Genomic DNA, 25,214 nt, shown 5'->3' with positions numbered 1-25,214 from the left:
CCACTTCTTTGTTTGCAGCGCGCGTGAAGCGCCAAGGGACCCCATGTACAAGCTCGTTTTGATCCGCCACGGAGAATCCACCTGGAACCTCGAGAACCGTTTCACCGGCTGGACCGATGTGGACCTGACCGACACTGGCGTGGAACAGGCCAAGAACGCAGGCCGTCTGCTCAAGGCCGAAGGCTATGACTTCGACCTGGCTTTCACCAGCATGCTCAAGCGCGCCACCCGCACGCTGTGGCACACCCTGGACGAGATGGACCGCACCTGGCTGCCGGTGGAACACAGCTGGCGCCTGAACGAGCGCCACTACGGCGGCCTGCAGGGTCTGAACAAGGCCGACATGGCCAAGCAGTACGGCGAGGCCCAGGTGCTGCAATGGCGCCGCAGCTACGACGTGCCGCCACCCGCCCTGGAAGCCACCGACCCCCGCAGCGAACGCGGCGACCGCCGCTACGCCGAGCTGCAGCCCGAGCAGATTCCGCTGACCGAGTGCCTGAAGGACACCGTGGCCCGCGTGGTGCCGTTCTGGAACGACGCCCTGGCCCCCGCCATCCTGGCCGGCAAGCGCGTGGTGCTGGCCGCCCACGGCAACTCCATCCGTGCGCTGATCAAGTACCTGGACAATATTGCCGATGACGCCATCGTGGGCGTGAACGTGCCCAACGGCATCCCCCTGGTGTACGAGCTGGACGCCAACCTCAAGCCCATCCGCAGCTACTACCTGGGTGACGCCGAAGCCGCTGCCAAGGCCGCCGCTGCCGTGGCCGCCCAGGGCAAGGCCTGACGCGGGGCCGCACCACGCTCTAGGTATCTGCACCGGGTTCGGACCCCAGACCCCCAAAGGGCCAAGGCCCCCGGTGTATATTGCTGTGTCAAAGGTATGGATCTATGGGCCAAAAACTGAAAATTGCTGGATGGGTATCGGTGGGCGCACTGGCTGGTGCACTGACCACGGTATCGCTGCAGACCGTGGCGCGCGGCGCCATGACGCCGCTGCCGCTAGAAGAGATCCAGCAGCTGTCCGCAGTGTTCGGCATCGTCAAAACCGACTATGTCGAGCAGGTCGATGACAAGAAACTGATCACCGATGCCATCTCCGGCATGGTGGCCAGTCTGGATCCGCACTCGCAGTACTTCGACAAGAAGTCCTTCAAGGAATTCCGCGAAGGCACGTCGGGCCGCTTTGTGGGCGTGGGCATCGAGATCACGCAGGAAGACGGTCTGATCAAGATCGTCTCCCCGATCGAAGGCTCCCCGGCCGACCGCGCCGGCCTGAAGACCAACGACCTGATCACCAAGATCGACGAAACCGCGGTCAAGGGCCTGTCGCTGAACGATGCGGTCAAGCGCATGCGCGGCGAGCCCAACACCAAGGTGACCTTGACCATTCTGCGCAAGGACGAGAGCCGCAGCTTTCCGGTGACCATCACGCGCGAAGAGATCAAGACCCAGTCCGTCAAGGGCAAGCTGATCGAGCCCGGTTACGGCTGGATCCGCCTGAGCCAGTTCCAGGAACGCACGGTGGACGACTTTGTGCGCAAGGTCGAAGAAATCTACAAGCAGGACCCCCAGCTCAAGGGCCTGGTGCTGGACCTGCGCAATGACCCGGGCGGTTTGCTGGATGCGGCCGTGGCGATTTCGTCTGCCTTCCTGCCCCAGGGCGTGACCGTGGTCAGCACCAACGGCCAGCTGCAGGAAAGCAAGGCCACCTTCAAGGCCGACCCCGAGTTCTACGCCCGCCGCGGCCAGGGTGATCCGCTGCAGCGCCTGCCCGCCGCACTGAAGAAGGTACCGCTGGTGGTGCTGGTCAACGAAGGCTCGGCGTCCGCCAGCGAAATCGTCGCCGGTGCGCTGCAGGACCACCACCGCGCCACCATCATGGGCAGCCAGACCTTCGGCAAGGGCTCGGTGCAGACCGTGCGCCCCCTGGGTCCGGACACAGGCCTGAAGCTGACCACGGCCCGCTACTACACGCCCAGCGGCAAATCCATCCAGGCCAAGGGTATCGTGCCCGATGTGATGGTGGACGAAACCGCCGAGGGCGATATGTATGCGGCGCTGCGCATGCGCGAAGCCGATCTGGAAAAGCACCTGTCCAGCGGCCAGGGTGAGGAAGTCAAGGACGAAGCCCGCGAGAAAGCCCGTGAAGAAGCCCGCAAGCGCCTGGAAGAAGAGGCCAAGAAGCCGGCTTCCGAGCGCCGCCTGCCGGAGTTCGGCTCCGACAAGGACTTCCAGCTGCGCCAGGCGCTGAACCAGCTGCAAGGCAAGTCGGTGAAGGTCAGCAAGACCCTGACCGAGCGCCCCGCAGAAACCAAGGAAGAATGAGCACGGCAGGCTTCCCGCCTGCGCCGCTCACCCAAGCCGGGACGCCATGCTCCCGGCTTTTTCATTTCCCGCAACGATATGGGCCCACTGCCATGAATGACGATCAACTGCTGCGCTACTCACGCCACATCCTGCTGGATGAGGTCGGCATCGAAGGCCAGCAGCGCATTCTGGATGCCCACGCCCTGGTCATCGGTGCTGGCGGCCTGGGCTGCCCGGCCGCGCTGTTTCTGGCATCGGCCGGTGTCGGCGAGATCACGCTGGTGGACCACGACACCGTTGACCTGACCAATCTGCAGCGCCAGATCGGCCACACCACCGAACGGGTGGGCATGCCCAAGGTGGAGTCCCTGGCTGCCGCACTGCATGCGCTGAATCCCGGCGTGAAAGTGCATTGCCTGCAGCAGCGTGCCGATGACGCGCTGCTGGACCACGCGGTGCCGCGCGCCAGTGTGGTACTGGACTGCAGCGACAACTACCGCACGCGCCACGCCATCAACGCCGCATGCATGCGCCACCGGGTTCCACTGGTGGCTGCAGCCGTGATCCGCTTTGACGGGCAGCTGAGTGTCTTTGACCCGCGCCAGCCCGACAGCCCCTGCTATGCCTGCCTGTTCCCCCCCGATGCCGAGTTTGAAGAGGTGCAATGCTCCACCATGGGCGTTTTTGCCCCGCTGGTCGGCGTGATGGGCAGCCTGCAGGCCACGGAAGCCCTCAAGCTGCTTTCCGGGGCCGGCACGCCCATGACGGGCCAGTTGCTGATGCTGGAGGGTCGCAGCATGGAATGGAGCCGGATGCGCGCGCACCGCAACACAGAATGCAAGGTATGTGGTTAAAAAATGTAGGATTCTGCCTACCCTTTTACAACTCAGAGGCTGGCAGAATGGTCCGTACAAAGTGCACACCGGCATTTGCCATGCCACCCTACCATGTCCGCATTGCGTCCCCCCCCCACTTGATGGTTATCTACAGTGAAACTGCGCGCATACATCGTTGAAGACAACGCCACGATTCGCGAGAACCTGATCGAAACGCTCTCTGAGCTGGCCGATGTGGAGACCGTGGGTATTGCGGAAACCGAAGCCGAAGGCACGGCCTGGCTGTCCACCAATGGCCACCACTGGGATATCGCCATCGTGGACCTGTTCCTGCGCCAGGGCAGCGGCCTCGGCGTGTTGGCGGCCTGCCAGGAACGTTCCGCGCAGCAGCGTATGGTGGTGCTCAGCAACTACGCCACGGCCGATGTCCGGGCGCGCTGCTCCCAGCTCGGCGTGGATGCGGTATTCGATAAATCCAATGAAATCGATGCGCTGGTCGATTACTGCACGCAGCAAAGTGCCGCGGCATAAAACCTGCCTACAACCGCCCATGAAAAAAGCTGCCTTCCGGCAGCTTTTTTCATGGGGCACAGCGTTCAATCAATGAGCTTGTTTTTCAACGCGTAGTAAGTCAGGTCGCTGTTGGAGGAGAGTGACATTTTCTCCATCAAACGCGTTCTGTACGTACTTACAGTTTTTACACTCAGAGACAGTGACTTGGCAATATCGCCGGCTGTTTCTCCCTTGGCCAACTTCAGGAAAACCTGAAATTCACGCTCTGACAGCTGCTCATGGGGCGGCGCATCGTCCTTGCGATTGAGTTGCTGCGCCAGCAGATCGGCCACCGTGGGCGTCAGATAGCGGCGACCCAGCGCAATCGTGCGAATGGCCTCTGCAATTTCCTTGGGATCGCATTCCTTGTTGAGATAACCACTGGCACCCTGACGGATCAGATTGATCGCGTAATGCTCTTCGGGATAACCGCTCAGAATCAGAATTCCCATATCCGGGGCCTTGGCGCGCAACATGGCCAAGGCATCCAGGCCACTTTGTCCGGGCATGGACAAATCCATCAGCAATACATCAATTTCTTGCTCTCTCACCAGATCAATGGCTTCACGGCCATTCGAAGCCTCCCCCACCACCCGTAAATCCACATGTTCGGACAGGTATTGGCGTAAACCCTGACGAACAATCGCGTGGTCATCGACTATGCCTACTTTGATCATCGAATCGTTTCTCCTCTGAGTAAGGCACGCAGTCAGGTTTCTGTATGCAGAAACCAACTGGTCATTGCTAACGTACATCGCGTCTGAAGCAACTTGATTATGCAGAATAACTGCACCACACTCCTGACCGCAGGAGGATTTCGATGAAATGGTCCCAAATACGCCGAATGGCCATCAGCTTGCCGCTGGCCATGCTGGCAGCCATCGCCATGGTGGCGATCAATGAGGTTGGGTACCAGCGCTCCAACCAGGCGCTTGAAGCCATGGCGCACACCCAAAGCACGCGCAATGCCATCAACCATTTGATGCAGAACATGCTGGACGCAGAGACCGGGCTGAGGGGCTATCTGCTGACCAGTGACGAACGCTATCTGGAGCCCTACAACAAGGCCATCACATCGATCAACGGAGACATGGACCAGCTGCGCGAGCTGTTCATCGATGAGCCCGATGACCTGACCATCTTCTCTCCCCTGTCCCGCCAGGTCTCCCGCAAGACGGCCGAGATGGAGTTGAGCCTGCGCCTGTTCCGCGAAGGCAATGAAGAAGCCTGGCGCTTCGTCATGTTCACCGACATGGGCAAGCAGAACATGGATGCCATCCGCAGCTACACCCGGCAGCTGACGGAGCGCAGCGACGCCCGTGCAGAGGCCAAACGCAGCGATGTCGAGAACGCGCTGTGGCTGTCCCGCCTGGGGATTGCCACCGTGACGGTGATCGGCCTGCTGGCGTTCTACATGTACCTGCGCCAGACCCACACCCTGGAGGATGTGCACAAGCGGGAACAGAAAATCCAGAGCGAGGAACGCAGCCGCCTGGAAGACCTGGTGCGCGAGCGCACCGCCACCCTGACCGAACTGGCCAACCACCTGCAGCAGGTGCGCGAAGACGAACGCGGCCATCTCGCACGCGAATTGCACGACGAACTGGGATCCTTGCTGACAGCGGCCAAGCTGGACGTGGCCCGCCTCAAATCCCGCATCGACATGACGGTACCCGAAGTGGCGGACCGCATCATGCACCTGACGGAAACCCTCAACAGCGGCATTGCCCTCAAGCGCCGCATCATCGAAGACCTGCGTCCGTCGTCCCTCTCCAATCTGGGCCTGACGACCTCACTGGAAATCCTGACCCGCGAATTCGCCCAGCGTTCCAATATCGAGGTGGAAAGCAGCCTGGAACAGGTGGAACTGCCCGACGCCACGCAGCTGACGGTCTACCGCATCGTGCAGGAGTCGCTGACGAATATCGGCAAATACGCCAGTGCATCCCGTGTGGTGGTCAGCGTGCACAACTACCCCACCTATGTGGCGGTGCAGATTCAGGACAATGGCAACGGTTTTGACATGCACAGCGTGCGCCCCAACTCGCACGGTCTGGCCGGCATGCGCCACCGGGTGGAAGCCGCAGGCGGCCGCCTGACCGTCACCTCCGCACTGGGCGACGGCACCACCATCTCTGCGGTGATTCCCACGGCCCAGTCCTCGATTGCCGCCTGACACCCCGCCCCCTGGCTCCCCATGGCTTGCTTCGGCAAGCCATTTTTTTGTAGTCCTGGGCTGACGTGCCTGCACCCTGCCGACTGACACCTAGCCTTCTCCGGGACCGTCACCTCGCTGTTACAGCTGCCCCTAAAGTGATCCATCTGCCTTCCAACATTGGGAAGCGGGTTCACTCTTAGCGGAGAACGATATGCTGCACTACGCCATCGTCTGCTTGGTCATCGCCCTGATTGCCGCCGTATTCGGCTTTGGCGGCATTGCTGCCAGCGCAGTGGGCATTGCCAAGATTCTGTTCTATGTGTTCGTGATCATGGCCGTCATCACTTTTGTGCTCAGTCTTCTCAAAAAAGGATGAATGCTGCCCTCACCCTATAAAGGATCCATGACATGCCATTTTCTGAAGACACCCAAAAGCGCGTAGACCAGGCCGCAGATGCCACCCGGGATGCCGCCAAGGAAGCGGCCCACAGCGCCCAGGAATTTGCCGGCAACGTGGCCGACAGCGCCCGCGACGCCATGCGCAACACCCGTGCGGCGGCCAGCCATGCCTTTGACAAGGCCCAGGACGGTTTCAGCGCGGTGGAGCGCGAGCTCAGTCCTTCCATCGATGACTTCGCCGCCAAGGCACAGGCCATGGCGGAGCGCAGCATCCAGTTCTGCGCCGACAGCTCCGAACGCGCACGCCGCCAGTTCCAGCAGGCATCCGAAGCCACCACGCGCTATGTGGTGGAGCAGCCCGGAAAGTCCATCCTGCTGGCCGCCGCTGCGGGTGCCGCCGTCGCCGCACTGCTGATGGGCTCGCGCCGCCGCTGAGGCGGTGGCACACCACCGCCCCCCATACCGTGGGTACTCGCCCTGAGGCGTCCACGGTGGCAACGGTCCCCTCACCTTCTTTTTCGTTCTCTCCCCCAACAGACCACATAAGGAGCTTCTATGCAGAAAACCACCCGTGCCATCACCTTGTCTGTCCTGATGGGCGCCGCCGTCCTGGTCACCACCGGCTGTGCCGTGGTCCGCGACCAGCAGAGCGTGGGTTCCTATGTCGATGACTCCGCCATCACCACGGCGGTGAAGGCCAAGATGGCCGAAGACAAGTCCGTGTCGGCCACCGCCATCAGTGTGGAGACCCTCAAGGGCACGGTGCAGCTGTCGGGCTTTGCCAAGAGCCAGGCCGAAAAAGACCGTGCGGAATCCATTGCACGCAACACCAAGAACGTCCGGGCCGTGCAAAACAGCATCGTGGTCCGTCCCTGACCCCCGCTGCGCTGCGGGCGCTCACCGCGCCTGCAGCGCAGCAGCACTTCCATGACGGGGCCCCGAGCCCCCTGGTGCCGGCAAATGCTTGCGTTTGCCGGCATTTTTTTGGGGCTTTGCCATTCGGTAAGCTACACGCCATGCGCGCCTTCAATTGCGATCACTGCGGTCACCTGGTTTTCTTCGACAGCACCTGCTGCGTGCACTGTGGCAGCACGCTGGCCTTTGTGCCCGAATGGCTGCGCATGGCTGCACTCACGCCGGCTCTTCCCACAGGCGCCGCCGCGGTGCCCGCCGTCCAGGCCCTGCCCACGGCTGCCCCTGCGACCGAACTCTGGCAGGCCATGGATGCCGGCCACACGGGCTCCGGCCGCTGGCGGCTGTGCAGCAACCACACGACCTACCAAGCGTGCAACTTTGCCGTGCCTGCGGACGATCCCCAAACGCTGTGCATTTCCTGCCGGCAAACCCGCTGGCTGCCGGATTTGTCGGACCCCGCCAATCTGCGCCGCTGGAAAGTGATCGAAGACGCCAAGCGCCGGCTGTTCTACACCCTGGCCCGCTTGCACCTGACCCGCCTGGACGGCGTGGCGGCGCCCGAGTTCGAGTTCCTGGCCGACCAACCCGGCCAGCCGGTGATGACCGGCCACCGCAGCGGCACCATTGTGCTGAACGTGACCGAAGCCGATGACGACGAACGCACACGCCGCCGCATGGCACTGCATGAGCCCTACCGCACGCTGATCGGCCATCTGCGCCATGAATCCGGGCATTTCTACTGGGATGTGCTGGTCCATGCCCAGCCACACGCCCTGGAACAGTTCCGCGCCCTGTTTGGCGATGAGCGCCAGGACTATGGCCAGGCACTGCAGGCCCACTACCACGTGGGTCCTGCCGGCCCCTACGGCTGGGAGGAGCAGCATGTCAGCGCCTATGCCACCGCACACCCCTGGGAGGACTGGGCCGAAACCTGGGCCCACTATCTGCACATGGTCGATCTGATGGAAACCGCCGCCAGCTACCGCACGCAGCTGACCATCCCGGGAGAGCTGGGGCCGCACACCATGCAGGACCCGTTCACACCGCAAGGCCGCAATTTCGACGCCATGCTGCGCGCCTGGGTGCCGCTGACCCTGCTGCTCAACAGCCTGAACCGCAGCCTGGGCCAGGACCATGCCTATCCGTTTGCCCTGTCCAGCGGTGCCATCACCAAGCTGCGCTTTGTGCACGACCTGCTCACGCCCTACCAGCCCGCCGCCCGCTGAGCGGCGCTTCCAAGACCAGCGACCAACGGCCAGACCAGAGGGCATTCCTCCGCCCTCTGGCCGGGTTCAGGCGCGTCCCACCTTGGCCATCAGGCGCGCCTGCACGCTGTCGGAAACAAACTTGTCCACCTCGCCGCCCAGCGAGGCAATCTCGCGCACAAAAGTGCTGCTGATGAACTGGTATTTGTCACCCGGCGTCAGGAACACGGTCTCCACCTCGGGCATCAGGTGGCGGTTCATCCCGGCCAGCTGGAATTCATAGTCGAAGTCGGTCACCGCACGCAGGCCGCGCACCATGGCCTTGCCGCCCTTGGCCACGACAAAGTCGCGCACCAGGCCGGAGAAACTCTCCACCGTGGCGTTGGGGTACGGCGCCGCCGCCTCCCGCACCATCTCCAGACGCTCGTCCAGCGTGAACAGCGTTTTCTTGTGGTGCCCCGCCGCCACCGCCACGATCACCCGGTCAAACAGCTGGCAGGCACGGCGCACCACGTCTTCGTGGCCCAGGGTGATGGGGTCGAAAGTGCCGGGGTAGACAGCAATCACCGGGGGATGGGACATGGACAGGCCTCCTTGTTCTGCAGGGTTGTCAAAAAAAGCAGCGCCATTATGCCGCTGCCCATCCGGCCACCCTGTCCCCGGGAAGATGCCTGCACACCAACAAAGAGAGGCCCCGCAGGGCCTCTTGTGCAATCTGCCTGCGCGCAGCAGTGGCCGGCATCGGCATTACGCCGTTGCAGCCACCTCCGGGCGCTTGCGCAGCAAATGCGCATGCACCATGCCGGCTTTCAGGTAGCGGTGTACCTGCAGACCAAAAGCCTCCAGCGCGGCGTCGTCCCAGGCCGCAGGCGCTTCCAGGTAGACATAGCCATCGGCAGCCACCGCCTGGGCGGCCGCCTGCAAGGCGGGCTGGAACAAGGTGTCGGCAGCGAACGGCGGGTCGAGAAAGATGGCATGCCATTGGCCGGGCGCCGCCTGCTTCAGCGCGGCCAGGGCATCACCACGCTGCACACGCACCGCCGTGGCCCCCAGTTGCTGCTGCAGCTGCTGGATCTGGCCGGTCAACGCCGCATCCTGCTCCACCATCCAGACTTCGGCGGCGCCGCGCGAGGCAGCTTCCAGCCCGAGGGCACCGGTGCCGGCAAACGCGTCGATGCAGCGCCAGCCGCCCAGGTCCTGGCCCAGCCAGTTGAACAGGGTTTCGCGCACGCGGTCGGGCGTGGGGCGCAGCCCGGGCCGGGTGGCCACGGGCAGGCGCCGGCGGCGCCATGCGCCGCCAATGATGCGTATCTCACCACTGCCGGTATTGCCCTGGCGCGGCGCCTTGTTGCCGCCCCCCTGCTTGGCGCGGGCCGCAGAAGCCTTGGCGGCGTTCTTGACGGCAGCGCCTGCGGCCTCGGCCTCCTGCTGGGCTTTTTCCTGGCGGCGCTTGAGCTTGGCCTCCACGGCCAGGGCTTCGTCCAGGGTGCGATAACTGTTGCGGCTCACTTGTTCTTTTCTCCGAGCACCACGGTCACCATGCGGTCCGGGTGCAGCACGCGCTGCACGGCAGCGCGGATGTCGTTCACGGTCAGAGCCTGAATGCGGTCGGTCCAGTGGTCCAGATAGTCCAGCGGCAGGCCGTTCCAGGCGATATTGGCCACATTGCCCAGCAGCTTGGCATTGCTGTCGATGCGCAGGGCGAAGCCACCGATCAGATTGTCCTTGGCTGCCTGCAACTCGGCTTCCGTGGGGCCTTCGGCGACGAACCGGGCCAGCACCTCGCGCGAGACCTTCAGCGCCTCTTCGGCCTGGTCGGGCCGCGTCTGCAGGCTGATGACAAAGGCACCGGCATGCAGGCCGGGCGCAAAGTCGCTGCTCACGCCATAGGTCAGGCCGCGCTTTTCACGCACTTCTTCCATCAGACGCGAAACAAAGCCGCCACCGCCCAGGATGTGGTTGCCCACCAGCAGGGGCAGAAAGTCAGGGTCCTTGCGTGCAATGCCGGGCTGACCGATCAGCACCTGGGCCTGGGCCGACTGGAAGGGGATCTTTTCCTCCTCAGCCTTACTCAAGGCCGGCACCTCTGCCACGGCGGGCAGGGGCTGGCAGCCCTTGCCGTCGTTGGCAGGCAGACGGGCCAGCAACTGCTGCACCAGGGTGTCGGCCTGGGCACGGGTCACCGCCCCCACCACGCTGACCTTGGCACGGCAGGCCTGGAACGATCGCGCATGCAGGGCCTGCATGTCGCCCAGCTGGATATGGGCCAGCGTCTGCTCCGTGGTGCGCATGCCGTAGGGGTGGCCGCTGTACACCAGCTTGCCGAAGGCACGGCCGGCCACCGTGCCGGGGCGGGTGCTGCTTTCCTGGATGGCCGCGCTCCAGCGGGCGCGCTCGCGCAGCCACACCTCCTGCGGCCAGCTGGGCTGGGCCATCTGGCGCGAGGCCAGCTCCACCGAGCGGTTCAGCAGATCCGGCACCGTCAGGCTGCGCAGCGAATAGCTGAAGCTGTCCTGCCCGGCGCCCGCTCCGAACGAAGCCCCCAGATCGGCCCAGGCTTCGCCCAGCCGGTTTTCATCCAGCGCCGCCGCCTTGCCGTCGGCCTTGACGCCCTTGGAAGCCATCAACGCCACCGCGGTGGCCAGACCGGACTTGTCCACCGGGTCGCGGCGGCTGCCGGCATCAAACGCCACCTGCACATCCACCATGGGAATACTGGGACTTTCCACCAGCCAGACCTGGGCGCCGCTGGCCTGGGTCCAGTGCTGGATGGGCAGCAGGGCCCAGGCATTGCTCACGCCCAGACCCGCCAAGGTGCAGGCCGCATAGGCGCAGGCCGCAATGGTTTTCATCTTCTTCATGACCGAATCTCTCCTGGCGCTCAATGCAGATCGCCGCTGACAGGGGCGGCAGGGCGGGGCTTCTTGCCTGCCAGGGGCTGGGGCACCAGCACACCCACGGTCAGCTGGTCATCGCCAAAATAGCGCCGCGCCACGGACTGCACCTGATCGGCCGTCACGGCCATCAGCTGGCGCAGCACCTGGTCCTCGGCGTCCACGGGCATGCCCATGGTCCAGTAACTGCCCAGGCTTTGGGCCTGGGCGAAGACCGAGTCCCGCTCATACACATTCGAGGCCATCCACTGGGTCTTGACCCGCTCCAGCTCGGCCGCCTGCACACCGTCCTTGGCAATGCGCTGGATCTGGCCACGCAGGGCCTTTTCCACTTCCGCTGCCGTATGGCCCTTGGCCGGCACGCCGGTCAGCATGAACAGCGCCGGCCCCCGACCGAACACCGAAGCCGAGCTGCCGGCAGCATCGGCCACGCGGCCCTTGCCCTGCACCAGGGCCCGCTCCAGGCGGGCTCCCTCGTAGCCGTCCAGCACGGCGGACAGCACCAGCAGTGCCAGTGCATCGCGGTCTTCGGCCGTGGGCTGGGCCAGGTTGCGGTAGGCCGGTGCGCGGTAGGCCATGGCCACAAAGGCCTGCTCGGCCGGCTGCTTCACTTCGATGCGGCGCACGCCGATCTGCGCAGGCTCGGTGCGCGGCTTGCGCGTGGGCATGGCGCGGGCGGGAATCTGGCCGTAGGTGGCTTCCGCCCAGACCTTGACCTGGTCGGGATCGACATCCCCGGCAATCACGATGACGGCATTGGCCGGCACATACCAGGCTTTCTGGAACTGGCGCGCATCGTCGGGCGTCATGGCGTCCAGATCGTCCATCCAGCCCACCACCGGGCGGCGGTAGGGCGAGGACTGGAACACGGTGGCCATCATCTGCTCCATCAGCACCGAGCGGGGCTGGTCTTCGGTGCGCATGCGGCGCTCCTCCTTGACCACCTCGATTTCCTTGGTGAACTCGGCATCCGGCCACTGGTTGCTGGCAAAGCGGTCGGCCTCCAGGGCCATCACCTCCTGCAGCTTGTTCGCCGGAATCTGCTGGTAGTACCCGGTGTAGTCACGGTTGGTGAAAGCGTTCTCACGCCCGCCCAGCGCGGCCACCTTGCGCGAGAAATCGCCCGGCGCCACCTTGGCCGAGCCCTTGAACATCATGTGCTCCACCACATGGGCCACGCCCGAAGTGCCATCCACCTCGTCCATGGAGCCCACCCGCACCCAGACCATGTTCACGGCCGTGGGGGCACGCTTGTCCGGCTGCACGATCAGTTGCATGCCATTGGAGAGCTGGTACTGGCGCACGCTGGAAGCCGCGCCGGGGGCTGCGACGGCCCATTCGGCCAGCGAAGACGACACCGATGGTGTGGCCGGTGCATCCGCAGAACCGGCCTGCGCCAGTGCGGCACTTGCCACAAGTCCTAGGAGGGTAAGGGTACGTTTCATAGAATGGAGTGATTCTAAGAATCCACCAATGTTCAGTTTTTTCAAGAAAAAGCCCCCACACACCGAGTCTGCCGCTCCCGAAGCGGCGGATGTCCGGCCCGATGCGCAGGCACCTCTGTCTGACGTGCCCGCCCCTGCCTTGCCCCAGCCGGCCACAGGTGAGCCCGCCAAAGGCGGCACCATGGGCTGGCTGCGCAACACCTTTGGCGGCGCCAAGGCGGATGCTACCCCGGCTGAAGCCGCACCGTCGGATTTCTCCATCCCCGTCGTCGCCGAACCCCAGGCCAAGCCCGAGGCTGCGGGCGAGCGCCAGGGCTGGATGGACCGCCTCAAGGCGGGCCTGCGCAAGACCGGCACCAGCATCACCACCGTCTTCACCGGCACGCGCATCGATGATGCCCTGTATGAAGAGCTGGAAGACGCGCTGCTTATGGCCGACACCGGCGTCAAGGCCACCCAGCATCTGCTGGAAGACCTCAAGCGCCGCGTCAAGGAAAGCAAGACCACCGAGCCAGCCGCCGTCAAAGGCCTGCTGGCCGAGGCCCTGACCGATCTGCTGGCCCCGCTGCAAAAACCGCTGACGATTGGCGAACACCAGCCCACCGTGCTGATGGTGACCGGCGTCAATGGCGCAGGCAAGACCACGTCGATCGGCAAGCTGACCAAGCACCTGGCCGACAACGGCCAGACCGTGCTGCTGGCAGCCGCCGACACCTTCCGCGCTGCGGCACGCGAACAGCTGGGCGTCTGGGCCACCCGCAACACGGTGGAAATCGTCAGCCAGGAAGGCGGCGATCCCGCGGCGGTCAGCTTTGACGCGGTCTCCGCCGGCAAGGCCCGCAAAAAGGATGTGGTGCTGGTCGACACCGCCGGCCGTCTGCCCACCCAGCTGCACCTGATGGAAGAGCTGAAAAAGATCAAGCGCGTGGTCAGCAAGGCCGATGGCACGGCCCCGCACGAGGTGCTGCTGGTGATCGACGGCAACACCGGCCAGAACGCGCTCAACCAGGTCAAGGCCTTTGACGAGGCCCTGGGCCTGACCGGCCTGATCGTGACCAAGCTGGACGGCACGGCCAAGGGCGGCGTGCTGGCGGCCATTGCCCAGGAAAAACCGATTCCCGTCTACTTCATCGGTGTGGGCGAGAAGGTGGAAGACCTGGAAACCTTCAACGCCAGGGAATTTGCCCAGGCACTGCTGGCCTGACGCAGGCTACGCCCCTCCATCCCCTCTGAGACCGAAAGCCCTGCCCCGCAGGGCTTTCTTGTTGGAGCACGGCCTGCACACCTGTGTCGGCCCCTCCAGCGCAGGCCCGCTCTAGTGCTTGGCCTCCCGGACCGGCAAGGGTGCTTTCACACTCTGTGCCACCCACTGGCCGTAATCGTGCTGGGCCTGCTCACCGCGCAGCAGCAGCTGCGGCAGTTCATATGGGTGCTGGCTGCGCAGCCATTCCAGCAGCGGCTGCACCGCGTCCGGCACGGTCTTGAACACCAGGCGCCACTCGGGCGACGCCTGCAATGCCCCGTTCCACAGATAGTGGGAAGTGATCTGGTCCACCTGCGCGCAGGCCGCCAGCTGTGCCTGCACCGCCCCCTGGGACAGGCGCTGGGCATCCTCGGCCGTGGGTACGGTCGTGGTCACCACGCTGACACCCCGAAAGGCAAAGCCCTTGGAGGGGCGGGTGGGGGGAATCTGGCTCATGCAACGCTCCGACGGTTGGCAACAGAGGCCGATGGTGCCCCACTGCGCGGCATTTGGGCGTATTTTTTCCAAAGCTTGCACCACACCGCCCTGCGGCAGGAAGTGCACACTCAGCCGCCAGGGCCGCCGCCCTTGCATTCCAGGCGCCCGCCATGGCATCTTGATCAAACAATGATTTACAAGGCTTTGCACCTGCCAGGCACTGGTGGCCCGTGAAGAACGTAGCCGGCCTTCGTTGGCGCGTCATGGTTGCGTGCCTTCCTGCCCAGTGCACCACAGACCCCAGGTGGGTGGGCCAACCCCACGGCGGCGGCCATCTCCCCCGGTTCCTGGCCCCACCATATCTGGCCGCATACCGACTTCCCTCGCCGTGATGGCTGGGTGGCAGACCCCGGCGATGTGCCTGGACTTTTCCCTGCTAGCACCCAGGCGTGCTGGAACTGCCCGCCAGCAAGCTCACCAGATCAACCTCGCGTTCGGCCACCGCACCATGGATCACCCGCTGCTCCAGCTCGTCCAGGTGCGCCATGGCCACGGCCAACGCCTTATCGCGTGCGCCGCCCAGCAAGGCGTTGATGATCTCCTGGTGCTCGCGGGGCGCACATACGGTCGCGGCCACGCTGTCAAACAAGGCCTTGTACAACTCCGTCGTGCGCACCAGGCGTTGCATGTACGACAGCAACTCATCGCTGCCCGCCATGTGTGCCAGCACCAAGTGGAACTCACCGGCCAGCCGGATGGAGTCGGCGCGGCGCCCCTCCTCCATCGCCTGGTATTCCGCTTGTACATGGCGCTGCAGCGCCTCTGTCTGCACCGCGTTCAACTGGCCGCACAGGCTGGCGACCAGACCCGCCTCGACAATGCGCCGTGCGCGGTAGATGCTGCGCATCTCCTCGACAGTCGGGTTGGGCACAAAGGCACCCCGGTTGTGCTCCAGCACCAGTCGCTTTTCAGCCCCCAAGCGGGTGAACACCTTGCGTACGGCACCACGGGTGCAACCCAGCGCCTCGGCCAGCGCCCGCTCGCGCAACGGCGTGCCGGGACGCAGCTTGCCACTCAGCAGCGCCCGCGAAACCGCCTCATAGACACGTTCGTCCACACTGACTGTGCCGTCGGCTACAGGCTCTTCGCTGGGGATATGGGGAGCAAGGCGGCGGGAAGGGGCGGACATGGACAACACACAGACAACAGGCTTGAAATCTTAGCGGCACGGGCACCCCGCATTCAAGTCAGGCAGCTCGCTGTCGTCAAGCATCAGGGTTTACGCGCAATATCTGCACAAATAGTGGTCGCATCCGAAATTTTGGTTAACCAAAATATAGAATTTGATTAACCATTTAACTAAACCCGCTCATGCAAATGGGGGGTGACATGCCATATCAGCGGACGTTCTGCGTCGCCAGCCGGGCACTTGTCGGCCTGAGTCTTTTCTCTGCTCTCTAGAAAGTTTTCACCCATGGCGCAACTTGCCGCTTTTCCGCTCAAAGCCCTGGCGGCCCTGTCGCTGGCCGGTGCATCCGCCCTTGCCCACGCCGCATGGCCCGACCGCCCCATCTCCCTGGTAGTGGGTTTCACTGCTGGCGGATCGGCCGACACGCTGGCGCGCACCATCGCCGAGCCGCTGGCCCGCCGCCTGGGCGTGCCGGTGATTGTGGACAACGTGGCCGGCGCTGGCGGCACCATCGCCACGCAGCGCGTGGTGCGCGCCAAACCGGACGGCAACACCATCATCCTGGCGTCCAACAGCGAAATCGTGCTGGCCCGCCACTTCAACAACGCCATTGCCTACGATGGCATCCAGGACCTGCGCCCGGTCACGCTGGTGGGCGTCATGCCCATGGTGCTGGTCGCCGGTCCCAAGGTGCCTGTCACCTCGGTCGAGGCCATGCTCGCGCGTGCCAAGACCCAGGCAGGTGCCGACACCTTTGCATCCTCCGGCATCGGCACGGCCTTGCACATTGCCGGTGAAATGCTGAACCAGCAGGCCAAGGTGTCGATACAGCACGTGCCCTACAAGGGCGGCGTCCCCATGCTGACCGACATCATCGGCGGCAATGTGGATTACGGCTACTTCATGGTGCCTTCGGTGCTGGCCTACCTCAAAGAGGGCAAGGTCAAGCCGCTGGGCACCACCTCGAAGACCAACTGCGAAGTCCTGCAGGGCATCCCCGCCATGTCGGCGAGCAAGGCCTTGCCCAACTATGACTTTGGCGTGTGGACCGGTATCTTCGCCCCCAAGGGGGTAGCGGACACGGTGGTGACACGCCTGAACACCGAGATCAATGCGGTGATGCGCGAACCCCAGGTCCTCAGAATGCTCGACCAGGCATGCATTGGCCAATCGGGCGGTACGCCCGCTGACTTCGCCAAGCTGATCCAGACAGACGCCCAAAAGATGCGCCAGATCGCGACGCCCGACATCGGCGCCGTGCGATAGGCTCCATCACCACAGGAAACATTCCACGTGAGCACTTCCAGCCTTTTTCTGCAGAACGTTCGCCCCATGGGCGGGCCAGCCTGCGACCTGTTGATCGAGCAAGGCCGTATCGCGGCCATGGGCACCTCGCTGCCCCTCCCGGAAGGAGCTGAGCGCATCGATGGCGGGGGTCAGCTGCTGCTGCCCGGCCTGGTCGAATCCCACACCCACCTGGACAAGACACTCTGGGGTCAGGACTGGTACGTCAACGAGGTGGGCAACCAATTGGTCGACAAGATCAACAACGAGCGCGCCTACCGTGCCCAGGCCCGGCACGACAGCGCGCGCCAGTCGCTGCGCATGGCACGCGAGTTTCTCGCGTTGGGCACCACGCGCATCCGCAGTCACGCCGACGTGGATACGGACATTGGCACCCGGCATGTGGCGGGCCTGCTGCAGACCCGCGCGGACATGGCGCCCTGGCAGGATATTCAGGTGGTGGCGTTCCCGCAATCGGGCCTGCTGCAGCGCAAAGGCACGGCACAGCTGCTGGATGAGTCCCTGGCCATGGGGGCCGACGTGCTGGGCGGCCTGGACCCCTGTGCCATCGACCTGGACCCGGCACAGTCGCTGAACGTGCTGTTCGAGATCGCCGAGCGCCACAACAAGCCGCTCGACATCCACCTGCACGAGCCCGGTGACATGGGAGCCTTCTCGCTCCAGCTGATTTTGGACCGCACCGAAGCCCACGGCCTGCACAACAAGGTGGTTATCAGCCACGGCTTCTGCCTGGGCGATGTGAGCGATGCCCAGCGCAGCGCGCTGCTGGCGCGCATGGCCAAATTGGGCGTTTCGCTGGTCACCAGTGCGCCGCCTTCGCGCAGCGTGCCGCCGCTGGGTGCCTGCCAGCGCGCGGGCGTGTCCATGGCGGGCGGGAACGACGGTATCCGCGATACCTGGTCGCCCTACGGCCGCCCTGACATGCTGGAACGCGCCATGTTCATCGGCATGCGCTACAACTTGCGCCGCGACGATGAAGTGGAACAAGCCCTGCACTGCGTCACCCACGCAGGGGCCGAGGTCTGTGGCTTTGCCGACTATGGCCTGACACCCGGAAGCCGGGCCGATCTGGTGCTGGTGCCGGCGCAAACGCCCACCCACGCCGTAGCCGCCCGCCCCGTCCGCTCGCTGGTCATTGCCCACGGTCAGATCGTGGCCCGCGAGGGCAGATTGCTGCTGGAATAACCGCAATAAGAAGCCTTTCACCCACAAAGCACACAGCAATAGCAAGCGCTTGCATCCACCCCAAACCCTTTGACAGATAGACCCTCCCCGGTCTATCTGTGGGGCAGCGGAGGCTCGCGTATGCGAGACCGGCGGCGGCCCCAGTGCAGGAAACACCGGTACAGACGGCCAGATGCGATGGCGGTTGGCAGCAGGACCGGGGACCGATGGCGCCCCGCCGCGCGCCATGCGTGCCTATTTTCCCCAGGGGTTTCACCACAACGCCCTGCGGCAGGAAGTGCACACTCAGCCGCCAGGGCCGCCGCCCCGGCATTCCAGGTGTCCGCCATGAAATCTTGATAAAACAATGATTTACAAGGCTTTATACGCGCCACGCACTGGCGCCCTCCAAATCCAGTACAAATCCTGTGACGGTGTACAGAGCCTGCGACAACTTGTCACGAACCCTGGCCCTACATCGCGGGAACTTATGCCTTAGCACTCAGTCATAGAGAGTGCTAATATGGATTTATGGAAGAAAGGATCAATGCAATGACTACACGGACGGGCACCCTCACGGCTGCGACGGCTCTGGCACCTGCGAATCCTTGGGCTCTGGTGCCGCCGCTGGGCAATCTGGATGCTTACATCTCCGCTGTAAACCGCCTGCCCATGCTCACCCAGGAGGAAGAGCAGGACTATGCGCGCAAGCTCAAAGAACACAACGACCTGGATGCCGCCGGGCGCCTGATCATGTCCCATCTGCGCCTGGTGGTTTCCATCTCGCGCCAGTACATGGGCTATGGCCTGCCCCATAGCGACCTGATCCAGGAAGGCAATGTGGGCCTGATGAAGGCGGTCAAGCGTTTCGACCCCGACCAGAACGTGCGTCTGGTCAGCTACGCCATGCACTGGATCAAGGCCGAGATCCACGAGTACATCCTGAAGAACTGGCGCATGGTGAAGGTGGCCACCACCAAGGCCCAGCGCAAGCTGTTCTTCAACCTGCGCTCGATGAAGCAGGAGCTCAAGGCCGATGCCGCCATTGAAACCGGCGACAACACCTTCCGCGACACCCTGACCGCACAGGAGATCGACTCCGTCGCCGCTAAGCTGAATGTGAAGCGCGAGGAAGTGATGGAGATGGAAACCCGCCTGTCGGGGGGTGACGTGCTGCTGGACCCTTCGCCCAGCGACGATGATGACAAGGCTTTCGGCCCCATCTCCTACCTGACCGACGGCGCCCACGAGCCCACGGCCATGATCGAATCGCGCCAGCGCGATGTGATGGCCACCGACGGCATTGCCCAGGCGCTGGAAGCGCTGGACGACCGCAGCCGCCACATTGTGGAAGAGCGCTGGCTGAAGGTGAACGATGACGGCTCCGGCGGCATGACGCTGCATGAGCTGGCAGCCGTGTACGGCGTGAGCGCCGAACGCATCCGCCAGATCGAAGTGGCCGCCATGAAGAAAATGAAGAAGGCGCTGGCCGAGTTTGCATAAACCTGGCCCAAACCGCACAGTGCCACACAGGCACTGTGCCCATGGCTGTCCTGCAGCCTCCTGAAACCCGGATAATTTCCGGGTTTTTTATTGCCTGCCGTCACCGCCATCCGCGCAGGCAGCTATCACTTTTGCATTGGGAGAAGCCATGACCGAATCCACCCGCTCCACGCTGTACCGCCGCAGCCTGATGAGCCTGGCCTGCGCGGCCGCCCTGGGCTGCAGCGTGGGCGCGGTCCAGGCCGAGCAGTGGCCCAGCAAGCCCCTGCACCTGATCGTGGGCTTCCCTGCGGGCTCCTCCCCTGATCTGACGGCCCGGGCGCTGGCCGAACCGCTGGAAAAAGCCCTGGGCCAGACCATCATTGTGGAAAACAAGGTGGGCGCGGGCGGCAACATCGCCGCCGAAGCCGTGGCCAAGGCCACGGACGGCCACACGTTCAGCGTGATGATCAACGGCAATATGACCATTGCCAAGCTGCTGAACCCCGCTGTGCGCTACGACCCGGTGAAGGACCTGCAGCCCGTCAGCCTGATCGGCGTGGCGCCGCTGGTGCTGGCGGCACCGGCCAACGCCCCGGAAGGCAAGGCCTTCTTCGCGGCCGGTGCCGCGGCTGGCAGCAAGTGGAGCTATGGCTCGCCCGGCGTGGGCACCGTGGGCCATCTGGGCATGGAACTGCTCAAGAGCCGCTCCGCGCTGCGTCCCGAACATGTACCCTATGCCGGCTACCCCCAGGTGTACCAGGGTCTGCAAGGCGGCGATCTGCAGCTGTCCATGCTGCCGCCCGCACTGGCCATGCAGCAGATCCAGGCCGGCAAGCTGCGCGGCATTGGCGTGACCTCGGCGGCCCGCAGCCCGCTGGCCCCCGGCCTGCCCAGCCTGAAGGAGCTGGGCGTGCAGAACTTTGACCTGGAAATCTGGAACGCCGTGGCCGCCCCCAAGGCCATGCCCCGCGCCCATGTGGACAAGCTGGCGGCCGCCGTCAGCGCCATCGTGCGCACCCCGGACATGCGCGCCAAGCTGGCAGTCCAGGGCTGGCAGGTGGTGGGCAGCAGCCCGGAAGGCCTGTCCAACCGCATCCAGCAGGATGTGAAGGCCCTGGGCACCATCATCCGCGAGCAAGGCATTCGCGGGCAGTGAGCGCGGCACGGCCGCAGAGCCTAGCAGCCCGCCCAAAAAAAGGAAGCCTGGGCCTCCTTTTTTCACTCCGTGTGTTCCGCAACGCATGCCCGCGGCCTGAAGGCCGCTGCATCTACACCCCCCTTTGCCAGGCCGCTTCCAGCGCCCGGATTTCCAGGGTCTGCAGCGCCTGGCGCTGGCGTGGGATGAACACCGCCGCTGCGCCGTGCAGGCGCTGGGCCTGCAGCGCCAGCACATCGCTGAGCTGGGCGCTTTCCTCGGCCATGCCGCGGTTCTGATCACTCAAGTCACGCAAATGGGCCACGGCATCGCTGATCTGCGCACTGCCGGCCGCCTGCACATGGGTCTGCTCCAGGATGCGGCCCATGGACTGGGCCAGGCTGTCGATGCCTTCCACCACCGAATGCATGGTGATGCGTGCCGTCTGGGCGGCGGCGTGGCCCTGCTCCACCTGCTGGCGCGAGCCCTGGATCAGGTTCTTGATGTCCCGCGCGGCCTGGGCGCTTTGCTGCGACAGCTGGCGCACCTCCGCCGCCACCACGGCAAAGCCTTTGCCGTGCTCGCCCGCCCGCGCGGCTTCCACTGCCGCATTCAGTGCCAGCAGATTGGTCTGGAAGGCAATGCCGTCGATCATGCCCACGATGTCGGCCACCTTCTTGCTGGAGACATCAATGCCCTGCATGGCCTGGACCAGCTGGTCCACGCAGGTCTGGCCCTGGCTCACGCCCTGTACGCCTTCTCGCGCCTGCACCATGGCGGCCTCGGCCAGGCTCTGGGTTCCGGCAATCGTCTGCCCCAGCTGCGCCAGCGCTTGCGCTGCCTGCTCCAGATCGGTCGACGCCTGCTGGGTGCGCTGCGCCAGTTGCACATTGCCGGTCTGCAGGGCTCCGGCGCAGGCACTGACCTGCTCGGCCTTACCTTCGATATCACTGACCAGGGAACGCATGTTCAGCCCCGCCTGCTCCACACTGCGCATCAGGCTGCCGACTTCATCGCGCCGGTTCAGGAACAGCGACTGTGCACTCTCCCCGCTTGCCACCTGGCGCGCCTGGCGCAGCACGGCGTGCAGCGGCCAGACCAGGTGGCGCCCCATCCACAGCAAGCCGCCCAGCGCGCATGACGCCCAGCCCAGCGCCATGGCCAGCAGGATCGTGCTGTGGACGCCCAGGGCGGCCCCCAGACCCAGCACCACGCCCCACAGCAGCATGGCCGCGGCACCGGTGTAGAGCTTGGTGGTAGCCGACACAAAGTGCAAGCGACTCCACCAGGCGCGCCAGCCCTGGGGGAACACATAGCCGCGGCGCACCTGCAGCTGGTGGTTGCCGCTGTTGAGCAGGTCATACAGCGCCTGCTGGGCCTGGGTTTCCTGCGCCGTGGGCTTGGTGCGCACCGACAGATAGCCAATCGTCTTGCCACCCGCCTGGATGGGGCTGGCATTGGCCCGCACCCAGTAGAAATCGCCGTTCTTGCAGCGGTTCTTGACCACGGCCGTCCAGCTGGCGCCATGCTTCAAGGTGTTCCACATGTCGGCGAACAGAATGGCCGGGGTATCCGGGTGGCGGATGATGTTGTGGGGCTGCTGCTGCAGCTCCTCGAAGCTGTATCCGCAGGTGCTCAAAAAGGCGTCATTGGCATAGATGATGTTGCCTTTGAGATCGGTGGCAGACAGCAGCGTATCGCCATCCTGCAACTGCTGCTCTACGGCGGTGACCGGCAGATTGATGCGCATAAACCCCCTTCGCTTGTGTGCTTTGCGGGTGGATGCGGCGCTCCCGGCACTCCACCGAAGAGGTGCAATATGCGGAGCTGTCCCATGGGCCCGGTTGATAAAAATCAACACCACCGCGCAACGCATAGCGAATACCAATCTCTGGGGATGCGCCATCGTGGCATGCACGCCGCAGATATTGACCCGCGGCAAGATGCCCTTGACCTGATGCCGCTGCCGGCGGCATCAGCCCTTATTTTTCGGCCAGCAACACCTGGGCATCGGCGACCAGCGGCTGGGCGCCGGCACCGTAGCGGTGGTAGGCGCGCAGGCGGCCCTGGGGGTCGTACATGTACAGACCGGCCGTGTGGTCCAGGGTGTAGGCGCCGGGCACCTTGCCTTCCACCTTGCGGAAGAACACCTTGAAGTCCTTGGCCACGGCCGCCACCTGTTCGGGGGTGCCGGTCAGCGCCACCATGCTGGGGTCGAAATTGCCCACATAGGCCTTGAGCACTTCCGGCGTATCGCGTTCCGGATCCAGGGAGACAAACACCCCTTGCAGCTTGTCGCCCTGGGCGCCCAGCATCTGCTTGACCTCCACCAGCTCCTGCAGGGTGGTGGGGCACACATCGGGGCACTGGGTGTAGCCGAAGAACACCACGGTCACCTTGCCGGCGAAATCCTTGATGGAGCGCAGCTTGCCGTCGGCGTCGGGCAGCGGGAAGTCCTTGGCGTATTCGGCACCCGTCACATCCACGCCCTGCAGCTTAACTTCCTGCTGGCGCGAACAGCCCGCCAGCCCCAGGCCCATGCCGGCCACCAGTCCTGTGGCCAGCAGGCCTTGCAGCATCCGTCGTTTGTCCATCCTGATCCCTCTCGCAATGGGCGGGGTCAGCGCACCGCCTGCCAACCGGGGCATGGCTGGCTGACCCACCATGAAAATACAAAGTGCTGCGTGCTGCCACCACCGCCCTTGCGGCAGGCGGCGCACCCAGCCTGGATGGCAAATCCTAACCCGAGGGTCGCACCATGCTCCGTGATGGTGCGCATTCCCGGAGAGACTGGCAGCTGCGCAAGGGTTTGGGCGGCCGCAGGCGGCCCCGGTTCAGCGCCCCGGCTGGTCCCAGGAGGAAGACGCCCGCAGCAGGCGCTCCAGATCGCGCTTGGCACGGCCAGCGCTGCTGCGCTCCATGCCTGCCGGCAGGCGCATCATCCAGTGGCCTTGGGGGTCCACGATGTACAGATGATCCTCCAGCGCATGGCCCGCCTCGGGCTGCAGCCATTGCGCCACCTGCGCACGCGGCAGGCGTAATGCGCTTCCCTGCTCCAGGGCCGGGCGCAGGGCCGCATCGGGGTCCACCGCATCGGTCACCAGCCAGACCCAGTCCAGGCGCTCCTTTTCGCGCCCCAGGCTTTCACGCAGCTGGCGTTGCAGGTACAGATGCTCGGCACAGCGGCCTTCACAGGCGCCGCCGGCCACGCTGACCAGCAGCCACTGCCCTTGCAGGCTGGCCAGCGCCGCCGTGCTGCCGTCCAGGCGCTGCCCCTGCACATCGGGCATGGGGTGCTGCGGATCGATCAACGTACCAAAGCTGCTGCGTCCTTCGGGACGGACCACGTAGTAGGTGAAGTAGGACGCGATCACCGGGGCCGCGCAGACCAGCAGCACGGCCAGCATCTTCCAGCGGCCGCTGCGGGTGCGCGCCGGGTCGGACACGCCGGCCTCCGGCAGGCTGTGCACGGTCAGGCCCAAGGGCTGGGGAGCAGACGATTCAGGGGGCATGGGCAGCATCAAAAGAGGCGCGGCGCAGCGGCCGCAGGATCTGGAACCACAGGTACAGCAGTGCGACCAGGGCGCACAGTCCGAACCATTGGAAAGCATAGCCGTAGTGCTTGGACACCCCGGCATCCGGCTCCGGCCATTGGCGCAGCAGGCCTTCGGAGGCGGCGCCGGTCTGCACCACGCTCCACGGCGGCAAAGCCAGACCTGTCTGCTGCGCATAGGCCGGCAGGTCCAGGTTCTGGCGGATTCGCGCAAACCTGGCAGCGGCCGGCTCGGCCCCCAGCGCATACAGCTGCGAAGGCGCTGCGGCGATGCGGCCTTGCACCTGCACCAGCCCCTCTGGCGTGGCCATCGGCGGCAAGGCCGTGCGGTCCTGGAAATTGCGCGGCACCCAGCCGCGCTGCACCACCACGGCACCGCCTCCCTCCAGCAGCAGCGGGGTCAGCACATAAAAACCCGGCCGGCCCTGCATCTGGCGGTTGTCCAGGTAGACGGTGTGTGCGGCTTGCCAGCGTCCGGTCAGCTGCACGGGGCGGTGCAGCCAGGTGGATGGTTCGCCGGCATCGTCTGCCGCAGCCCGCAGTGCCGGCCAGTCGGCATTGCGCAGCACCGGCTGCGCGGACTGCAGCGCGATGGCGGCCTGCATGGCCTCTTTCTGCGCCGCGCGGTCCAGCTGCCACCAGCCCAGTCGCGCCGTCAGGGCCATGCACAGCACCGCGGCGAGCAGCACCACCCATCCACGTATTCCCTTGGGAAGCCACCTCACACTCACCCGATAATGCCTTTCATGGGATACCTTGTTGCACTGGCCTTTCTGGCCATCATCGCCAGCCTGGGAACAGCCCTGTTCTTCATGCTGCGCAAGGACGACGACACACCGTCGGACAGCGAACGCGGCCGCCGCATGGCCCGTGCGCTGGCAGTGCGCGTGGGCCTGTCGATTGCTCTCTTCCTCTGCCTGCTGCTGGCCTGGAAGCTGGGGTACATCCAGCCCACCGGATTGCCCTTGCGCTCCTGAGCACTGCTTGC

General features: G+C 64.8%; 26 protein-coding genes. 15 read left to right on the top strand and 11 right to left on the bottom strand.

The features are described 5' to 3' along the window. Window positions 1-43: 43 nt before the first annotated feature. The 4 genes from gpmA (at window position 44) to CT3_RS05115 (ending at window position 3,677) form a co-directional block, all read left to right on the top strand. A complete protein-coding gene (gene gpmA / locus CT3_RS05130) occupies window positions 44-787 on the top strand; it encodes a 2,3-diphosphoglycerate-dependent phosphoglycerate mutase (RefSeq protein ID WP_066539430.1) in 744 nt (247 codons plus the stop codon). Between the two features lie 104 nt (window positions 788-891). Further along, window positions 892-2,328, top strand: coding sequence for a S41 family peptidase (locus CT3_RS05125; protein ID WP_066539431.1), 1,437 nt, complete (start codon window positions 892-894; stop codon window positions 2,326-2,328). Between the two features lie 92 nt (window positions 2,329-2,420). After that, the gene (locus CT3_RS05120) at window positions 2,421-3,164 is read left to right on the top strand and encodes a HesA/MoeB/ThiF family protein (protein WP_066539433.1); all 744 of its coding nucleotides are present in this window, start codon (window positions 2,421-2,423) and stop codon (window positions 3,162-3,164) included. Window positions 3,165-3,299: 135 nt separating this feature from the next. Then, window positions 3,300-3,677: a response regulator gene (locus CT3_RS05115; RefSeq protein WP_066539435.1), complete on the top strand. Its 378-nt coding sequence runs from the start codon at window positions 3,300-3,302 to the stop codon at window positions 3,675-3,677. A gap of 65 nt (window positions 3,678-3,742) precedes the next feature. On the opposite strand, the gene CT3_RS05110 is transcribed toward CT3_RS05115, so the two are convergent. Next, window positions 3,743-4,375 carry a response regulator gene (locus CT3_RS05110; RefSeq protein WP_066539560.1) on the bottom strand — a complete coding sequence of 211 codons (633 nt, stop codon included), beginning with the start codon at window positions 4,373-4,375 and terminating at the stop codon, window positions 3,743-3,745. A gap of 143 nt (window positions 4,376-4,518) precedes the next feature. Here CT3_RS05110 and CT3_RS05105 point away from each other — a divergent pair, with 143 nt between their 5' ends. The 5 genes from CT3_RS05105 (at window position 4,519) to CT3_RS05085 (ending at window position 8,396) form a co-directional block, all read left to right on the top strand. Further along, window positions 4,519-5,874, top strand: a complete 1,356-nt coding sequence (locus tag CT3_RS05105; RefSeq protein WP_066539437.1) for a CHASE3 domain-containing protein — start codon at window positions 4,519-4,521, stop codon at window positions 5,872-5,874. 193 nt (window positions 5,875-6,067) lie between these two features. After that, on the top strand, window positions 6,068-6,232 hold the full coding sequence (locus CT3_RS05100) for a DUF1328 domain-containing protein (protein ID WP_083520533.1): 165 nt from the start codon (window positions 6,068-6,070) through the stop codon (window positions 6,230-6,232). Between the two features lie 32 nt (window positions 6,233-6,264). Then, entirely contained in the window at window positions 6,265-6,690 is a 426-nt protein-coding gene (locus CT3_RS05095) for a hypothetical protein (RefSeq protein WP_225608758.1), read from the top strand. A gap of 120 nt (window positions 6,691-6,810) precedes the next feature. Next, the gene (locus CT3_RS05090; RefSeq protein WP_066539439.1) at window positions 6,811-7,131 is read left to right on the top strand and encodes a BON domain-containing protein; all 321 of its coding nucleotides are present in this window, start codon (window positions 6,811-6,813) and stop codon (window positions 7,129-7,131) included. Between the two features lie 140 nt (window positions 7,132-7,271). After that, entirely contained in the window at window positions 7,272-8,396 is a 1,125-nt protein-coding gene (locus CT3_RS05085) for a zinc-binding metallopeptidase family protein (RefSeq protein WP_066539441.1), read from the top strand. Between the two features lie 66 nt (window positions 8,397-8,462). Here the strand turns inward: CT3_RS05085 and coaD are convergent, their stop codons facing one another. From coaD to CT3_RS05065, 4 genes are all read right to left on the bottom strand, one after another. Further along, a complete protein-coding gene (gene coaD, locus CT3_RS05080) occupies window positions 8,463-8,957 on the bottom strand; it encodes a pantetheine-phosphate adenylyltransferase (protein ID WP_066539442.1) in 495 nt (164 codons plus the stop codon). 165 nt (window positions 8,958-9,122) lie between these two features. Beyond that, a complete protein-coding gene (rsmD, locus tag CT3_RS05075; protein WP_083520534.1) occupies window positions 9,123-9,884 on the bottom strand; it encodes a 16S rRNA (guanine(966)-N(2))-methyltransferase RsmD in 762 nt (253 codons plus the stop codon). Further along, entirely contained in the window at window positions 9,881-11,236 is a 1,356-nt protein-coding gene (locus CT3_RS05070; protein WP_066539444.1) for a M16 family metallopeptidase, read from the bottom strand. Before CT3_RS05070 ends, rsmD begins: the two co-directional genes overlap by 4 nt. Before the next feature lie 20 nt (window positions 11,237-11,256). After that, window positions 11,257-12,714 (bottom strand): M16 family metallopeptidase, encoded by a 1,458-nt coding sequence (locus tag CT3_RS05065; protein WP_066539446.1) that lies wholly within the window; start codon window positions 12,712-12,714, stop codon window positions 11,257-11,259. A gap of 28 nt (window positions 12,715-12,742) precedes the next feature. On the opposite strand from CT3_RS05065, the gene ftsY reads away from it, so the two are divergent. Beyond that, window positions 12,743-13,918, top strand: a complete 1,176-nt coding sequence (gene ftsY, locus CT3_RS05060) for a signal recognition particle-docking protein FtsY (RefSeq protein ID WP_066539448.1) — start codon at window positions 12,743-12,745, stop codon at window positions 13,916-13,918. A 111-nt stretch (window positions 13,919-14,029) separates the two neighbouring features. Here the strand turns inward: ftsY and cutA are convergent, their stop codons facing one another. Both cutA and CT3_RS05050 read right to left on the bottom strand, forming a co-directional pair. Further along, complete coding sequence (cutA, locus tag CT3_RS05055; protein ID WP_066539450.1) at window positions 14,030-14,413, bottom strand: divalent-cation tolerance protein CutA; 384 nt, start codon at window positions 14,411-14,413, stop codon at window positions 14,030-14,032. 418 nt (window positions 14,414-14,831) lie between these two features. Continuing rightward, window positions 14,832-15,584 (bottom strand): GntR family transcriptional regulator, encoded by a 753-nt coding sequence (locus tag CT3_RS05050; protein ID WP_066539452.1) that lies wholly within the window; start codon window positions 15,582-15,584, stop codon window positions 14,832-14,834. Window positions 15,585-15,869: 285 nt separating this feature from the next. Between CT3_RS05050 and CT3_RS05045 the strand changes: the two genes are divergently transcribed. The 4 genes from CT3_RS05045 (at window position 15,870) to CT3_RS05030 (ending at window position 20,694) form a co-directional block, all read left to right on the top strand. Further along, the gene (locus tag CT3_RS05045; RefSeq protein WP_066539455.1) at window positions 15,870-16,850 is read left to right on the top strand and encodes a Bug family tripartite tricarboxylate transporter substrate binding protein; all 981 of its coding nucleotides are present in this window, start codon (window positions 15,870-15,872) and stop codon (window positions 16,848-16,850) included. A gap of 66 nt (window positions 16,851-16,916) precedes the next feature. Next, a complete protein-coding gene (locus CT3_RS05040) occupies window positions 16,917-18,074 on the top strand; it encodes an amidohydrolase family protein (protein ID WP_066539457.1) in 1,158 nt (385 codons plus the stop codon). A gap of 531 nt (window positions 18,075-18,605) precedes the next feature. Then, window positions 18,606-19,556, top strand: a complete 951-nt coding sequence (rpoH, locus tag CT3_RS05035) for an RNA polymerase sigma factor RpoH (RefSeq protein WP_066539463.1) — start codon at window positions 18,606-18,608, stop codon at window positions 19,554-19,556. 148 nt (window positions 19,557-19,704) lie between these two features. Next, on the top strand, window positions 19,705-20,694 hold the full coding sequence (locus tag CT3_RS05030) for a Bug family tripartite tricarboxylate transporter substrate binding protein (RefSeq protein ID WP_066539465.1): 990 nt from the start codon (window positions 19,705-19,707) through the stop codon (window positions 20,692-20,694). A gap of 112 nt (window positions 20,695-20,806) precedes the next feature. Here the strand turns inward: CT3_RS05030 and CT3_RS05025 are convergent, their stop codons facing one another. The 4 genes from CT3_RS05025 to CT3_RS05010 all read right to left on the bottom strand — a co-directional run bounded on the left by CT3_RS05025 (window position 20,807) and on the right by CT3_RS05010 (window position 24,891). Next, the gene (locus CT3_RS05025) at window positions 20,807-22,423 is read right to left on the bottom strand and encodes a methyl-accepting chemotaxis protein (RefSeq protein ID WP_066539467.1); all 1,617 of its coding nucleotides are present in this window, start codon (window positions 22,421-22,423) and stop codon (window positions 20,807-20,809) included. 232 nt (window positions 22,424-22,655) lie between these two features. Next, window positions 22,656-23,267 (bottom strand): SCO family protein, encoded by a 612-nt coding sequence (locus tag CT3_RS05020; protein WP_098066082.1) that lies wholly within the window; start codon window positions 23,265-23,267, stop codon window positions 22,656-22,658. Window positions 23,268-23,507: 240 nt separating this feature from the next. Then, window positions 23,508-24,194, bottom strand: coding sequence for an SCO family protein (locus tag CT3_RS05015; RefSeq protein ID WP_066539565.1), 687 nt, complete (start codon window positions 24,192-24,194; stop codon window positions 23,508-23,510). Next, entirely contained in the window at window positions 24,175-24,891 is a 717-nt protein-coding gene (locus CT3_RS05010; RefSeq protein WP_066539836.1) for an SURF1 family protein, read from the bottom strand. Before CT3_RS05010 ends, CT3_RS05015 begins: the two co-directional genes overlap by 20 nt. Window positions 24,892-24,972: 81 nt before the next feature. Here CT3_RS05010 and CT3_RS05005 point away from each other — a divergent pair, with 81 nt between their 5' ends. Beyond that, window positions 24,973-25,203: a twin transmembrane helix small protein gene (locus CT3_RS05005; RefSeq protein WP_098066335.1), complete on the top strand. Its 231-nt coding sequence runs from the start codon at window positions 24,973-24,975 to the stop codon at window positions 25,201-25,203. Window positions 25,204-25,214 lie beyond the last annotated feature (11 nt).

Source organism: Comamonas terrigena NBRC 13299 (assembly GCF_006740045.1).
Taxonomy (GTDB): Bacteria; Pseudomonadota; Gammaproteobacteria; order Burkholderiales; family Burkholderiaceae_C; genus Comamonas; species Comamonas terrigena.
This window is presented reverse-complemented; position numbering and strand designations above follow the sequence as displayed.

Excerpts from the sequence above, each read along its gene's own strand:
- CT3_RS05085 (WP_066539441.1), top strand. The coding sequence starts at position 7,272 with ATGCGCGCCTTCAATTGCGATCACTGCGGTCACCTGGTTTTCTTCGAC.
- CT3_RS05120 (WP_066539433.1), top strand. The coding sequence starts at position 2,421 with ATGAATGACGATCAACTGCTGCGCTACTCACGCCACATCCTGCTGGAT.
- rpoH (WP_066539463.1), top strand. The coding sequence starts at position 18,606 with ATGACTACACGGACGGGCACCCTCACGGCTGCGACGGCTCTGGCACCT.
- CT3_RS05070 (WP_066539444.1), bottom strand. The coding sequence starts at position 11,236 with ATGAAGAAGATGAAAACCATTGCGGCCTGCGCCTATGCGGCCTGCACC.
- CT3_RS05125 (WP_066539431.1), top strand. The coding sequence starts at position 892 with ATGGGCCAAAAACTGAAAATTGCTGGATGGGTATCGGTGGGCGCACTG.
- CT3_RS05025 (WP_066539467.1), bottom strand. The coding sequence starts at position 22,423 with ATGCGCATCAATCTGCCGGTCACCGCCGTAGAGCAGCAGTTGCAGGAT.
- CT3_RS05005 (WP_098066335.1), top strand. The coding sequence starts at position 24,973 with ATGGGATACCTTGTTGCACTGGCCTTTCTGGCCATCATCGCCAGCCTG.
- cutA (WP_066539450.1), bottom strand. The coding sequence starts at position 14,413 with ATGAGCCAGATTCCCCCCACCCGCCCCTCCAAGGGCTTTGCCTTTCGG.
- CT3_RS05105 (WP_066539437.1), top strand. The coding sequence starts at position 4,519 with ATGAAATGGTCCCAAATACGCCGAATGGCCATCAGCTTGCCGCTGGCC.
- coaD (WP_066539442.1), bottom strand. The coding sequence starts at position 8,957 with ATGTCCCATCCCCCGGTGATTGCTGTCTACCCCGGCACTTTCGACCCC.
- CT3_RS05050 (WP_066539452.1), bottom strand. The coding sequence starts at position 15,584 with ATGTCCGCCCCTTCCCGCCGCCTTGCTCCCCATATCCCCAGCGAAGAG.
- CT3_RS05045 (WP_066539455.1), top strand. The coding sequence starts at position 15,870 with ATGGCGCAACTTGCCGCTTTTCCGCTCAAAGCCCTGGCGGCCCTGTCG.
- ftsY (WP_066539448.1), top strand. The coding sequence starts at position 12,743 with ATGTTCAGTTTTTTCAAGAAAAAGCCCCCACACACCGAGTCTGCCGCT.
- CT3_RS05065 (WP_066539446.1), bottom strand. The coding sequence starts at position 12,714 with ATGAAACGTACCCTTACCCTCCTAGGACTTGTGGCAAGTGCCGCACTG.
- gpmA (WP_066539430.1), top strand. The coding sequence starts at position 44 with ATGTACAAGCTCGTTTTGATCCGCCACGGAGAATCCACCTGGAACCTC.
- CT3_RS05040 (WP_066539457.1), top strand. The coding sequence starts at position 16,917 with ATGGGCGGGCCAGCCTGCGACCTGTTGATCGAGCAAGGCCGTATCGCG.
- CT3_RS05090 (WP_066539439.1), top strand. The coding sequence starts at position 6,811 with ATGCAGAAAACCACCCGTGCCATCACCTTGTCTGTCCTGATGGGCGCC.
- CT3_RS05015 (WP_066539565.1), bottom strand. The coding sequence starts at position 24,194 with ATGCTGCCCATGCCCCCTGAATCGTCTGCTCCCCAGCCCTTGGGCCTG.
- CT3_RS05020 (WP_098066082.1), bottom strand. The coding sequence starts at position 23,267 with ATGGACAAACGACGGATGCTGCAAGGCCTGCTGGCCACAGGACTGGTG.
- CT3_RS05030 (WP_066539465.1), top strand. The coding sequence starts at position 19,705 with ATGACCGAATCCACCCGCTCCACGCTGTACCGCCGCAGCCTGATGAGC.
- CT3_RS05110 (WP_066539560.1), bottom strand. The coding sequence starts at position 4,375 with ATGATCAAAGTAGGCATAGTCGATGACCACGCGATTGTTCGTCAGGGT.
- CT3_RS05100 (WP_083520533.1), top strand. The coding sequence starts at position 6,068 with ATGCTGCACTACGCCATCGTCTGCTTGGTCATCGCCCTGATTGCCGCC.
- CT3_RS05095 (WP_225608758.1), top strand. The coding sequence starts at position 6,265 with ATGCCATTTTCTGAAGACACCCAAAAGCGCGTAGACCAGGCCGCAGAT.
- CT3_RS05010 (WP_066539836.1), bottom strand. The coding sequence starts at position 24,891 with ATGGCCCTGACGGCGCGACTGGGCTGGTGGCAGCTGGACCGCGCGGCG.